The following is a 12901-nucleotide window of genomic DNA, read 5'->3' as shown; positions in this document are numbered from 1 at the left end:
AGGATGTGTTTATAAATGAAAGCTGAAGATCGTATTATTCATGATTCTTTAAAGGAAACAAAACGTGCTGATGAAAGGTTATCACCTTATGCAACACGTAACAGTGAATGTATTAAAGTCAAAAATACTAAGAAAGAAAGGACAGAATTTGATATTCGATGGCCTTATGAAGAAGATATTGATCGTGTTTTATATTCTAAAAGTTATAGTCGTTATGTTGATAAAACACAAGCTTTATCATTTTTTAGTAATGTTTATATTACGAAACGTTCTTTACATGTTCAATGGGTTTCTCGTATTGCCAGACAAATTGGTAGAGGTTTGAATTTAAATCTTGATTTAATTGAAGCCATTGCTTTAGGACATGATTTAGGACATGCACCTTACGGGCATGTTGGTGAAAAAGCTATTAATGATTGTCTTGTTGAAAGACAATTTGGTTATTTTACACATAATGCTAATAGTGTTAGAAATTTGCTTTTTATTGAAAGAAATGGAATGGGATATAATGTATCTTTACAAGTTATTGATGGTATTTTATGTCATAATGGAGAAATATTATCACCAGTTTATCGTCCTGATTGTCAAAAAACAGTTGAACAATTTTGGAATGAATATGAAAAATGCTGGCATGAAAAAGATTATTCTTTGAAAATTCTACCAATGACATTAGAAGGTTGTGTGGTGCGTATTTCTGATGTTATTTCCTATGTTGGTAAAGATATTGAAGATGCTATAAAAGTAGGGATTATTTCAAGTGAAGATTTACCATTAGAAGTGATCAGGGTGCTAGGTAAAGATAATAAAGCTATTATTAATCGCTTGATTGGAGATTTGGTCATTCATAGTTATCATAAACCTTATCTTGAGTTTTCCAAAGAAGTCTTTCAGGCATTAGAAGTTTTATTTACTTTTATTTCTACACATATTCATCATCATCCTACATTATTAAAGGAAAATGAAAAATTAACCCGTATGGTCAAGGAATTATACAATGTTTTATATGATGATTTAAAATATCAACATTATCCTCAAAAGGGAATTTGTGCTCATGTACAAAAAATGAGTGCCGTTTATCAACAAACTCCTATTGAATTAATTGTCAGTGATTATCTTTCAGGTATGACGGACAGTTATGCCTTGCGTTTTTATGAAGAACGTTTTTTACCACGACAACATGGTGAAATGATTGAAGACTATTAAAAAAATTGTACTTATCTTAAAAAAGTGATAAGATAGAAGAAAGAAAGGAGCAAGACTATGAAACTCATAATTGCAATTGTAAACAATGATGATAGTAATTCAGTTCAAACAGCATTAACTGAAGGTGGTTTCTTTGTAACGAAGTTAGCAACATCTGGTGGTTTTTTAAAGAAAGGAAATACGACTTTTTTATTGGAACAAACGATGATAAGGTAGATCCAGCCCTTGAAATTATCAAGGCTCATGCAAGAAAACGTGTAGAAAAGGAACCTACAGTTCCACCTACTGAAATGGGAGAATTTTTTACTCCGATCATGGTAGATGTATTGGTTGGTGGAGCAACTGTTTTTGTTGTTGATGTCGACCGTTTTGAAAAATTTAAAAAACAGCTTTGGCTGTTTTTTCTTTGTAAAGGAGAATAGTGTGGAATTAAGAGTATTAAGAGGGCATGAAATCAAAGAATTTGCTCAGTTATTTAATGATGACCAAAAGTTTTCAATGGACATCATGATGGCTTCTTATCATAAAGATATATTGTTTATTGGGGCTTTTGATCAAAAACTTGTTGGAGCCATCGGAATTTATGATTTTAAAAAGATTGTTTATTTCTGGATACAAAATCAACGAGTTGATATTGCCAGACAATTGATAAATATGGCAATAACATTAACACAGGATGATTTGTATATTGAATCATTTGTACAGTGGAAAGAGTTATGTCTATCTTTAGGTTTTCAAAGGACAGATAGAGATAATCAACTTGTTTATCATCATAAGATTATGAAACGTTTTACTGAATATAAACAAGTCCATGACTTTATTGCAAGTCAAAAACAGCGTGTTTATGCTTTGGATAATTTTCGACATTTTATGCAAGATATGGGCACTCCTCAAATTTTATTGAAGACGATTCATATTGGTGGAACAAATGGAAAAGGATCAACAACAAATTATATGCGATCTGTTTTACAAAAAGCAGGATATAAAGTTGCTACATTTACTTCGCCGGTTCTTGTCACACGTTTAGAAATTATGCGTATCAATGATCAACATATTCAAGAAGATGAAATTATTACTTATGCAAATAGATATATGGATTTATGGTTGGAATATGAATTATCTATGTTTGAAATAGAAGTTTTTATTGCAATTATGTTCTTTATAAAACATCGTGTTGATTTTGCGATCTTTGAAGTAGGATTGGGAGGCGAATTAGATGCAACTAATATTGTTTCTCCTTTGATTTGTGCGAATACTAACATTGGATTGGATCATATTGACTATTTAGGAGATACATATGAAAAAATAGCACGAACAAAAGCAGGGATTGTAAAAGAAGGGATACCTTTTGTAACTGGTGAAAAAAACAAGTTTGCCTAGATGTCTTTGAAGATATTTGTCAGCAGCACCATAGTCCATTGATACAAGTGCAAGAAATTCAAAATATTGAAAATCATGATGGTTTTTTAACTTATGATTACCGAGGACATCATATTACTCTACAGACAAGTGCTATTTATCAATGTCAAAACAGTGCATTGGCAGTAGAAATATTAGAGTATTTAAAAGAATATGATTATTTGACTTTTAGTGATAAGCAATTATTAGATGGCTTGAAGGAGGCAATGTGGGCTGGACGTTTTGAGATTGTTTGTAAACAGCCATTGATGATTATTGACGGTGCCCATAATAAAGAAGGCATGGAAGCTTTTTATCAATCAGCACGTAAGTATTCAAATATTAAGATTATTTTTAGTGCTTTAAAAGATAAAGATACTCATGCGATGATGGAATTATTATTAAAGTTAACGGATGATATTACTGTCTGTGAGTTTGATTTTTACCGTGCTCAGACAGTTGAAAAACTGGCAGAAGATTTTCCGGTTAAACTTCAAAAAGATTGGCATCAAGCGATTGACGAGGCTTTTTTGCATCAAGGTGTTGTTTTTATAACAGGCTCACTTTATTTTTTAGCACAAGTGAGGCCCTATATTTTACAATATGCAAAGAAAATAAAATAAAAAAGTTGTGTTTTTGACAAGAGTATGGTATTATCCTTTAGAAAAGTCAGTCGGGAAAATCTTTTCCTGACTTTTCTTTTGAAAGTTTGCATGACGTTTGCCTTGATTTTGTCGAATGAAGGTGAATGTAATGAAGAGTAGATGAAAGAGAGGTTTATATGCAACAAAAAACTTTTTATGATTTAGGTTTATCAAAACAAGTCTTACAGGGAATTGAAATGATGGGTTATGTTATTCCTTCACCTATTCAAGAAAAAGCTATTCCAGTTTTATTAGAAGGACATGATATTATTGGTCAGGCACAAACAGGTACGGGAAAAACATTAGCATTTGGAAGTGTTTTGCTTTCATGCATTGAAAAGCATAATAAAGATGTTCAAGCTTTAATTTTATCACCAACACGTGAATTGGCTTTGCAGATTGATGAGGAATTAAGACGTATTGGAAAATATACGAATTTATCAATTGTGAGTGTTTATGGTGGAAGTGAAATTGAAAAACAGATTCGTACCTTAAAAAAGGTGCAAATATCGTGGTTGGAACACCAGGACGTGTTTTAGATTTAATGCGTCGTAAAGTATTAAAGTTAGATTGTGTTGAATGGCTTGTTTTAGATGAGGCTGACGAAATGTTGAATATGGGATTCATTGATGATATTGAAACTATATTGCAAACTGTTCCTGAGCAAAGACACACTGTTTTGTTTTCAGCAACAATGCCAAATGATATTAAAAAGATTGCTAGTTTTTATATGCAGGAAGATTATCAGCATATTCAAATTAAAGCTAAAACAATGACTGCTTCGACTGTTTCACAATATTATTTTGAAACCAAACTCAATCGTCGTTTTGAAGTGTTGTGTCGTATTTTGGATTCACGTGAAATGGATAATGCGATTATTTTCTGTAAAACAAAACGTTCTGTAGATGAAGTGGTGGCTGCTATGCAACAAAAACATTATAATGTTGAAGCAATGCATGGTGATTTATCACAGAATCAAAGAATGAACACATTAAAAAGATTTAAAAAAGGACAGATTCAATATTTAGTAGCGACTGATGTGGCAGCGAGAGGGATTGATGTTGATAATATTTCTCATGTCATTAACTATGAATTACCTCAAGAGGAAGAACTTTACATTCATCGTATTGGAAGAACTGGACGTGCTAACAAAAAAGGGAAGCTTATTCAATTATCACACCTCGTGAAAAGAATTTCTTAAAAGCCATTGAAAAGCATACACATAGTCATATTGAAAAATTAGATATTCCAGCCATTGAGGATATTTTTAATCAAAAAATGAAAGAACTTTTATTTGATGTGCAAGAGAAAATGTTGAAAGGACATCTGGAGCCTTTTCAAAAGATTGCTAAAGATATTCCTTCGCATATGAAAAATGATGCTTTAGCTGCTTTACTTGCGATGTGCTATTCACAGCGTATTGGTTATGATTATCAGGAAATGGATGATATAAATAAAACAGAACAACGTTTATTTATGAGTGTGGGCTCAATGGATAAAGTGAATGTTAAAGATATTATTGAGTTTTTTATTCGCTATGCTCAAATTTCTAAAAAAGATATTGGAGATATTACAATTAAAAGAAAGTTTACGTTTGTTAATTTAACGCCTACTGCTGCCAAACAAGTGCTTGATTATTGTTATAATCAAAAAATAAAAGGAAGACGTGTACGTTTGGAATTGGCTCAAGAAGAATAAAAAATGATGAATAAATCAATTAAAATACAAAAAAGGGTGATATTGCATAAAAGAAGGCAATATCACTTTTTTGAATTTCTTCATTTTTTTATTGAATGTAAGCACTCACATAGTGTATAATATGTGAAGTATTAACAAAGGAGGAAGTTATATGAAAAAATATGTCTATTTATTTAGTGAAGGTAATAAAGACATGCGTAACTTACTTGGTGGTAAAGGGGCTAACTTAGCAGAAATGACACATATTGGTTTACCAGTACCTCAAGGTTTTACTGTTACAACTGAAGCTTGTACTAAATATTATGAAGACGGAAAAATGATTAGTAAAGAAATTGAAGACCAAGTTTATGAAAAACTTGCTGAATTAGAAAAGATCACAGGAAAGACAATGGGTGATGCTCAAAATCCATTACTTGTTTCTGTACGTTCTGGAGCAAGAGCTTCAATGCCTGGTATGATGGATACAGTTTTAAATTTAGGGATGAATGATGAAGTGGCTAAAGGATTTACTGAAGCTACTCAAAACCCTCGTTTTGTTTATGACAGTTATCGTCGTTTTATTCAAATGTTTGCTGATGTTGTTATGGGGTTCCCAAAAAGCTCATTTGAACGTATGTTTGATAAAGTTAAAGAAGAAAAAGGTGTTGAATTTGATACTGATTTAACAGCTGAAGATTTACAAGAAGTTGTTGAAATTTATAAAGGGGAATATAAAAAACACGCTGGTGTAGATTTCCCTCAAGATCCTAAAGTTCAAATGATGGAAGCTATCAAAGCTGTATTTAGATCATGGAATAATGATCGTGCGATTACTTATAGACGTTTAAATGATATTCCTGGAAGCTGGGGAACAGCTGTTAACGTTCAGGAAATGGTTTATGGTAACCGTGGTGAAACTTCTGGTACAGGTGTTGCCTTTACAAGAAACCCAGCTACTGGTGAAAATAAATTATATGGTGAATACTTAATGAACGCTCAAGGTGAAGACGTTGTTGCTGGTATTCGTACACCTCAAACAATTGATACATTAAAAGACGTTATGCCTGATTGTTATGATCAATTCGTAAAAATCAATAAAATTCTTGAAGATCATTATAAAGATATGCAAGATATGGAATTTACAATTGAAGATGGTAAATTATTCATGCTTCAAACTCGTAACGGAAAAAGAACTGCTGCTGCAGCATTAAAGATTGCTGTTGATTTAGTTAACGAAGGAATGATTTCAAAAGAAGAAGCATTATTAAAAGTTGAACCAAAACAATTAGATCAATTATTACATCCTAACTTTGATGATGTATCATTACGTTGTGCACATGTCGTAGCAACTGGTTTAGCTGCTTCACCTGGTGCTGCAACTGGACGTATTTACTTTACTGCTGAAGATGTTATTGAAGCATCTAAAAATGGTGTTCAAGATATCTTGTTGGTTCGTCTTGAAACTTCACCAGAAGATATTGAAGGTATGAACATTGCACATGGCATCTTAACTATTCGTGGTGGTATGACATCACATGCTGCGGTTGTTGCTAGAGGTATGGGAACTTGCTGCGTATGTGGATGCGGTTCATTAAAAATTGATGAAGAAAACAAAATTTTAACTACACCTGATGGTAAACAATATCATGAAGGTGACTATATGTCATTAGATGGAAGCACTGGTAATGTTTATGGTGAACAAATCAAAACTGTTGAACCTGAAATTAGTGGTGACTTTGAAACATTTATGGAATGGGCTGATGAAGCACGTAAATTACAAGTACGTACAAATGCTGATACACCTAGAGATGCTTTACAAGCTCGTAAATTCGGGGCTGAAGGTATTGGTCTTTGTAGAACAGAACATATGTTCTTTGAAGAAGAAAGAATTTTCAACTTTAGACGTATGATTACTGCTGAAACAGAAGAAGCAAGAAGAGAAGCACTTGAAAAGATTTTACCTTATCAAAGAAGTGACTTTAAAGAATTATTTAAAGCTATGGAAATCTATCCAGTAACAATTCGTTTCTTGGATCCACCTTTACATGAATTCTTACCACATACTGATGAAGAAATTAAACCACTTGCTGAAAGCTTAGGAATGACTTTCGATGCTTTAAAAGCACGTGTTGAATCATTAAAAGAATTTAACCCAATGATGGGTCATAGAGGTTGCCGTTTAGCTGTAACATATCCTGAAATTGCTGAAATGCAAACAAGAGCTGTTATTGAAGCTGCAATTGCTGTTAATAAAGAAGGACAAAATGTTGTTCCAGAAATCATGATTCCTCTTGTAGGAGATATTCATGAATTAAAATATGTAAAGAAAGTTGTATGTGATACAGCAGATAAGATTATTGCAGAAGCTGGTGTTGAATTACCATATAAAGTTGGTACAATGATTGAAATTCCTAGAGCTGCATTAACTGCTGATAAAATTGCTGAAGAAGCTGAATTCTTTAGCTTTGGAACAAACGACTTAACTCAAATGACTTATGGATTCAGCCGTGATGATGCAGCTAAATTCTTAGGTGATTATTATAGTAAACAAATTTTCGAATCTGATCCATTTGCTAAAGTTGACCAAGAAGGTGTTGGTGAATTAATGAAAATTGCCATTGAAAAAGGTCGTAAAACTCGTCCAGACATCAAGCTTGGTATCTGTGGTGAACATGGTGGAGAAGCTTCAACTGTTGAATTCTGCCATAAATTAGGATTAACTTATGTTTCATGTTCTCCATTCCGTGTGCCATTAGCACGTTTAGCTGCTGCTCAAGCTGCTGTTAAAGAAAAAATGGGAATTGAATAATTTGCAATAAAGGTATGATGATTATCATACCTTTTTTGTATGCCGGGCATGGCATATATCTAGGTGGTGAAAGTCCACTGTGGGGGCGATGTCGCAACTGCCAACCACTAGCCAATATCAAGGGTGTCTATCGTGAGATGGAATCTGAAAGAAGATGGAGGCAAAGTCCTGGTCCGAGGAACACGAATCACATCAGGCATATAATAGGGACAAGTGTGCAAAACAACACGAAGTCATAAGAGGTTGCGGAATAGGACTATTATATGTAAATGTGGCGGATATATGGGAGGAAAGAGATATGACCTTATCCCGGGAGGTCTCACTAGCGATACAGCAGTAACAACGAATAGTGAGAAGTCAGCAGAAGTCGTAGTAGTAAGGAAGTGACTGTAATGGTCATGGAGCGAAGGACTGAATAAATCTATCAGTTATTGAATTTTGAATTGATTTCATTATACGAAACCGTGGAGATAGACGAGTACACTAGAAGACCCGAAAGAAGAATGTAGGGAAGGTGAGTATAATGGATAGCGAAAGAAATGGAGGTAACGAAAATATGAAAACTGATAACACATTGCTTGAGGAAATGCTTAGTGATACTAATCTAGAACTAGCATTTACACAAGTCAAACGAAACAAAGGTGCAAGTGGAGTAGATGGAATGGAAGTAGCTGAACTTAAAGACTATTTAGATAAACATCTAGAAGAAATTAAGGACAGTATACGAAACAAGACATATAAGCCACAACCTGTGAGAAGAGTAGAAATACCCAAACCCGATGGCGGAATACGAAATCTAGGAGTGCCAACAGTACTTGATAGATTTGTCCAACAAGCCATAGCCCAAGTGTTAATACCTATCTATGAACCAATATTCAGTGACAATAGTTTTGGATTTAGACCAAATAGATGTTGCGAAATGGCAATCATCAAAGCATTGGAATATATGAATGAAGGCTATCAGTGGATAGTAGATATAGACCTAGAAAAGTTCTTTGATACAGTTAATCATGATAAACTTATTTCACTTGTCATGAAAGATGTAAAGAGTGGAGAAATAGTATCCCTAATTAGGAAATATCTAGTAAGCGGGATTATGATTGATAATGAATATAAAGAGTCAGTCGTAGGAACACCACAAGGTGGAAATCTAAGTCCGCTACTCAGTAACATAGTTCTCAATGAACTAGATAAGGAAATGGAAGCACGAGGACTAAGATTCACACGATATGCAGATGATTGTATTATATTAGTGGGTAGCAGTAAAGCCGCCGATAGAGTAATGGAAAACATTAGTAAATTCATAGAAAAGAAACTAGGACTTAAAGTAAATATGACTAAAAGTAAAGTTTCCAAACCTAATGATATTAAATATCTAGGATTTGGATTCTATTATGACTCTTTTTCATCTATGTGGAAAGCAAAACCACATGAGAAATCTATCGCAACACTGCAAACAAAACTAAAGAAACTAACAAATAGAAGTTGGTCAGTATCGTGGGAATATAGAATACTTAAGATAAGACAACTTGTAAATGGGTGGATTAACTATTACCGTATTGGAAATTTTATAAAAGTCTGTAGAAAACTAGATGCACAAATAAGATTTAGGATACGTATGTACTTATGGAAGAAATGGAAAACCATAGGGAATAGAGAAAAGCAACTAAGAAAGTTAGGGGCATTACCATGGCAAGCTAAAACTTGGGCAAACAGTCGAAAATCATATGCAAGATGTGCAAGTACATTTCTTCAAACAAGAATAACTAATGATTTATTATATAGAAAAGGACTACCATCAATGGTAGCCCAATATCAGTTAAAACATATTTCAGTATAGATTTAAGCCGCCGTATGCCGAACGGCACGTACGGTGGTGTGAGAGGTCGAAAATAAATATAAAATTATTTATTTTCTCCTACTCGATTATCGACGTATCACACTAACTATGATATAATAATTTCAAAGTGCAGGTGGTATTGATGAAAATACAGTTGAATTTAGATAGCTTAGCTGTTCTTTTATTTTGTGGTGATTTAGTTGTAGATAATACGGCACCTCTTTCACAAGATGAATGGTATAATGTTGAACGCAAATTAAGGAGTTCATCAAAAAAAACGCCGTCTAAATTATTTGGAATGAATAAAGATACATTAATTGATATATTAGGAATAGAAGAATATATTGCTTATAAAATGATAGCACGTTTAACAACTCTTAATGACTTGTTATTTGCGTTGGCTAATTTGGAAAATGAAGGTATTTTTATCACAACTAAATATGAAGAAAATTATCCAAAAGTTTTGGCTACAACCTTGAAAAAACGTGCGCCTTTATATTTATATTATGTTGGGAATATGTCGTTGACTGAGCATCATATGGTTTCGGTTGTGGGACCACAAGAACTTGAAAAAAGATTAAACACATATACAAAAAATATAGTCACAAAGATTTATGATGAAGAAAAAGTACTGGTTGCTAATGGAACCAAAGGAACAGATGCCTATGCTTTAAAAACGTTTTTAAATTTAGGAGGTCAGGCCGTTTGTTTTGTAAGTGATCATATGTTTGATAAGAAAAAATCTTTTTCTAAGTATATTAAGGATGGACGTATGTTATTGTTAAGTGCTGTTGATCCTTTTGCGTATTTTAATGTTACAAATGCTTTGGATCGTAATATTTATGTTTGTGGCTTAAGTGATGTTCAAATTATTACAGCAACACATATTAATAGTGGGGCTGTTTGGTTTACAACGATTCAAAATTTCCATTATCATTGGACTAAACAAATGGTTTTGGATGATAGCCGCTATGGTGGAAATATTCGTTTGTTAGAAATGGGAGCTATTAAAATGAATTATGATGATATTTTATCATTGTTGACGCTTGATCAGATTATTGAAAAAAATGAAGTGGTTAAGGAGGTAGAAGAAGTTCTGATAGATCAAATGTCTATCTATGAATTCTTGGATGAGTAATATGTTAAATCGCTTTTTATGGAAATATAAAAAATATCCGATAACAATTTCATTAATTGTTATATGTGTGATTGTTTATTTGATTAGTTTCTTTTTATTTGGTGAAGAAATGGATGCATTAGAAGGTTTATATTTTGGTGGATTTAATCCTATTTATATGGTTATCACACATGAATATTATCGTTTTATCACAGCTAATTTTATTCACTTTGGTTTTCTTCATCTTGCCATGAACTGTTATTCTTTATATGGCTTGGGAATGTTTATTGAAAAATCATTGGGTATTCAAAAATACTTAATTTTAATTGCTGTGAGTGCTTTATCAACTACAGGATTGCCATATCTTTTCTACATGTTAACAGGGCAGGGAGCGAATGTTGTTAGTGGTGGAATTAGTGGAGTGATATTTGGCTTGATTGGAGCTTTAGGGGCATTAGCGCTTCATTATCGATATGTTTATATGGATATTTTTAAACAATTGGCTCCTAATATCGTATTGATGTTAGTCATTTCATTTCTTGTTCCATCTATTTCTCTATCTGGTCATTTATCTGGTTTAATTGGTGGTTTTGTTTGTACATATTTATTATTGATGTTTAAACATCAAAAACGTCTTATACATTAATAGGAGGTAGTTACTTATGTCGTTTCAAGATAAATATAAAGAGTATAAAGAAAAGCAAGAAGCAAAAAAATATTTTCGTTCAAACAATGATCAATTTTTAAATTCAGCTCAGTGGAGCAAAGTTATTGGCTTTGGTTTGGTTGCTGCAATAGTAGCTGGTGCAGTTTTAGGTCTTGTGATTTATTCTTTACAGATTACATCATCATTATTTTATGTGATTTGTGCTTTGGTTGTATCTACTACAGTTACAAAAATATCTCAAATTCACTCCCAACAAATGGCTATTTTAAGTGTTATCTTAACTGTCGTATGTTATTTGATTGGAGAAATGACAATGATCTATCTACCTTTACATGAATTAGGTGTTAGTATGCAATCTGTTCCATTCTTTGATGTGTTTACTTTAAGTATTAAAACTTTACTAACAGGTGATTTGTTTACAACTCTTGTTGCTATTATTGGTTTACTTATCGCTTATGCTAATGCAAAATAAAAACCCGATTTCTCGGGTTTTTAACATTTTGATGGAAAATCAGGTTGATAGTATTTTTGAACATATTCTTCATAAAGTTCTCTAAATCTTTCGTAGTGAACGATTTCGCGTTGACGTAAGAAAGATAGAGGAGCAAGTAAATCAGGATCTTGAGTCTGATTCATTAAGTTTTCATAGACTGCTCTGGCTTTTTGTTCGGCAGCACAATCTTCAGCTAAATCAGCAACGGGATTACCAGTTGAGGCAAAAACCATTGCGCTAAATGGAACACCATTCGCATCATTTGGAAAGAGAGCACAACCATGTTCAGTATAATAACTTTGTAAACCAGCGGCTTTGATTTCTTCCATTGTCGCTCCTTGTGTTAACTGATAAACCATAGTTGACACCATTTCCATATGACCAAGTTCTTCAGTGCCGATATCTGTTAATAAGGCTTTTCCTTTTTCATCAGGCATTGTATAACGTTGTGTAATATAACGTGTTGAAGCAGCAAGTTCTCCATTAGGTCCACCAAATTGCGTAATAATAAACTTTGCCATAGACAAATCTTTATTTTTTATTGAAATAGGATATTGTAATTTTTTACTATAAATCCACATTTTTTAACCTCCTTAATCTGTTTGATATTCCCAAGGCCAAGGACCTTGTATCCATTCAAATGGGACTTTATTTTCACTGTTTTGGACCTCTAATGGTCCATATCTCTTTTCAAATGCCATTTGGGCTTGTTTGGCTTTTTGGATATAGTCTTGATAAAGCTGAATCATTTTTTCATCGTTAGGATGTGTATCTAAGTATAGATTGATTTCATGAGCTACAAAATAATACATTTGTACTTCTAATAAAGCTTGTTGTCTGGCATTTTCAGGTTGTAAACAATAATTAGAAAATCCCTGATAAGACATATAAAGGTCTTTAAACAAGTTACCTAATGAAATGGCCTCTTGAGGATCAAAAAGAACGGGTTGACATTGTCGAGATTGACTAGGCATATAGAAAGGTGAAAAATAATTTTTATCTTCTTGGAAAATACTCATAATAACCTCCTTCCATCATAACTTATGAATTTAT

12 protein-coding genes and 2 pseudogenes are annotated in these 12901 nt (G+C 32.9%); 12 read left to right on the top strand and 2 right to left on the bottom strand.

The features are described from left to right. Positions 1–15 precede the first annotated feature (15 nt). The 12 genes and pseudogenes from NMU03_RS15055 to NMU03_RS14995 all read left to right on the top strand — a co-directional run bounded on the left by NMU03_RS15055 (position 16) and on the right by NMU03_RS14995 (position 11827). Positions 16–1203: a deoxyguanosinetriphosphate triphosphohydrolase family protein gene (locus NMU03_RS15055; protein WP_290139538.1), complete on the top strand. Its 1188-nt coding sequence runs from the start codon at positions 16–18 to the stop codon at positions 1201–1203. A 57-nt stretch (positions 1204–1260) separates the two neighbouring features. After that, positions 1261–1625 (top strand): annotated as a pseudogene (locus NMU03_RS17805) (cyclic-di-AMP receptor). A 1-nt stretch (position 1626) separates the two neighbouring features. Continuing rightward, positions 1627–2583, top strand: coding sequence for a bifunctional folylpolyglutamate synthase/dihydrofolate synthase (locus NMU03_RS15040; RefSeq protein WP_290139536.1), 957 nt, complete (start codon positions 1627–1629; stop codon positions 2581–2583). Between the two features lie 47 nt (positions 2584–2630). Further along, positions 2631–3224 (top strand): glutamate ligase domain-containing protein, encoded by a 594-nt coding sequence (locus NMU03_RS15035; protein ID WP_290142361.1) that lies wholly within the window; start codon positions 2631–2633, stop codon positions 3222–3224. A gap of 158 nt (positions 3225–3382) precedes the next feature. Then, positions 3383–3900, top strand: a pseudogene (locus NMU03_RS15030) (DEAD/DEAH box helicase); the annotation flags it as partial. Positions 3901–3939: 39 nt separating this feature from the next. Next, on the top strand, positions 3940–4446 hold the full coding sequence (locus NMU03_RS15025; RefSeq protein ID WP_353956706.1) for a helicase-related protein: 507 nt from the start codon (positions 3940–3942) through the stop codon (positions 4444–4446). Between the two features lie 77 nt (positions 4447–4523). Then, a complete protein-coding gene (locus NMU03_RS15020) occupies positions 4524–4943 on the top strand; it encodes a DbpA RNA binding domain-containing protein (protein WP_290139531.1) in 420 nt (139 codons plus the stop codon). 151 nt (positions 4944–5094) lie between these two features. Next, complete coding sequence (ppdK, locus tag NMU03_RS15015) at positions 5095–7731, top strand: pyruvate, phosphate dikinase (protein WP_290139530.1); 2637 nt, start codon at positions 5095–5097, stop codon at positions 7729–7731. Between the two features lie 523 nt (positions 7732–8254). Then, positions 8255–9571, top strand: a complete 1317-nt coding sequence (gene ltrA / locus NMU03_RS15010; RefSeq protein WP_290139528.1) for a group II intron reverse transcriptase/maturase — start codon at positions 8255–8257, stop codon at positions 9569–9571. Positions 9572–9713: 142 nt separating this feature from the next. Further along, positions 9714–10709: a DNA-processing protein DprA gene (locus NMU03_RS15005; protein WP_290139526.1), complete on the top strand. Its 996-nt coding sequence runs from the start codon at positions 9714–9716 to the stop codon at positions 10707–10709. A 1-nt stretch (position 10710) separates the two neighbouring features. After that, positions 10711–11334 carry a rhomboid family intramembrane serine protease gene (locus NMU03_RS15000; RefSeq protein WP_290139525.1) on the top strand — a complete coding sequence of 208 codons (624 nt, stop codon included), beginning with the start codon at positions 10711–10713 and terminating at the stop codon, positions 11332–11334. Between the two features lie 16 nt (positions 11335–11350). Further along, entirely contained in the window at positions 11351–11827 is a 477-nt protein-coding gene (locus NMU03_RS14995) for a hypothetical protein (RefSeq protein ID WP_290139523.1), read from the top strand. Between the two features lie 20 nt (positions 11828–11847). On the opposite strand, the gene NMU03_RS14990 is transcribed toward NMU03_RS14995, so the two are convergent. Next, positions 11848–12429, bottom strand: coding sequence for a manganese catalase family protein (locus tag NMU03_RS14990; protein WP_290139521.1), 582 nt, complete (start codon positions 12427–12429; stop codon positions 11848–11850). A 12-nt stretch (positions 12430–12441) separates the two neighbouring features. Beyond that, entirely contained in the window at positions 12442–12867 is a 426-nt protein-coding gene (locus NMU03_RS14985; RefSeq protein ID WP_290139519.1) for a spore coat protein CotJB, read from the bottom strand. Positions 12868–12901: the final 34 nt, after the last annotated feature.

Origin of the sequence: Allocoprobacillus halotolerans, assembly GCF_024399475.1 — a bacterium.
GTDB lineage: Bacteria > Bacillota_I > Bacilli_A > Erysipelotrichales > Coprobacillaceae > Allocoprobacillus > Allocoprobacillus halotolerans.
This window is presented reverse-complemented; position numbering and strand designations above follow the sequence as displayed.

Coding starts and splice junctions, on each gene's coding strand:
- ppdK (WP_290139530.1), top strand. CDS start 5,095: ATGAAAAAATATGTCTATTTATTTAGTGAAGGTAATAAAGACATGCGT.
- ltrA (WP_290139528.1), top strand. CDS start 8,255: ATGGATAGCGAAAGAAATGGAGGTAACGAAAATATGAAAACTGATAAC.
- NMU03_RS15005 (WP_290139526.1), top strand. CDS start 9,714: ATGAAAATACAGTTGAATTTAGATAGCTTAGCTGTTCTTTTATTTTGT.
- NMU03_RS15025 (WP_353956706.1), top strand. CDS start 3,940: ATGCCAAATGATATTAAAAAGATTGCTAGTTTTTATATGCAGGAAGAT.
- NMU03_RS14985 (WP_290139519.1), bottom strand. CDS start 12,867: ATGAGTATTTTCCAAGAAGATAAAAATTATTTTTCACCTTTCTATATG.
- NMU03_RS15020 (WP_290139531.1), top strand. CDS start 4,524: ATGAAAGAACTTTTATTTGATGTGCAAGAGAAAATGTTGAAAGGACAT.
- NMU03_RS14995 (WP_290139523.1), top strand. CDS start 11,351: ATGTCGTTTCAAGATAAATATAAAGAGTATAAAGAAAAGCAAGAAGCA.
- NMU03_RS14990 (WP_290139521.1), bottom strand. CDS start 12,429: ATGTGGATTTATAGTAAAAAATTACAATATCCTATTTCAATAAAAAAT.
- NMU03_RS15055 (WP_290139538.1), top strand. CDS start 16: ATGAAAGCTGAAGATCGTATTATTCATGATTCTTTAAAGGAAACAAAA.
- NMU03_RS15000 (WP_290139525.1), top strand. CDS start 10,711: ATGTTAAATCGCTTTTTATGGAAATATAAAAAATATCCGATAACAATT.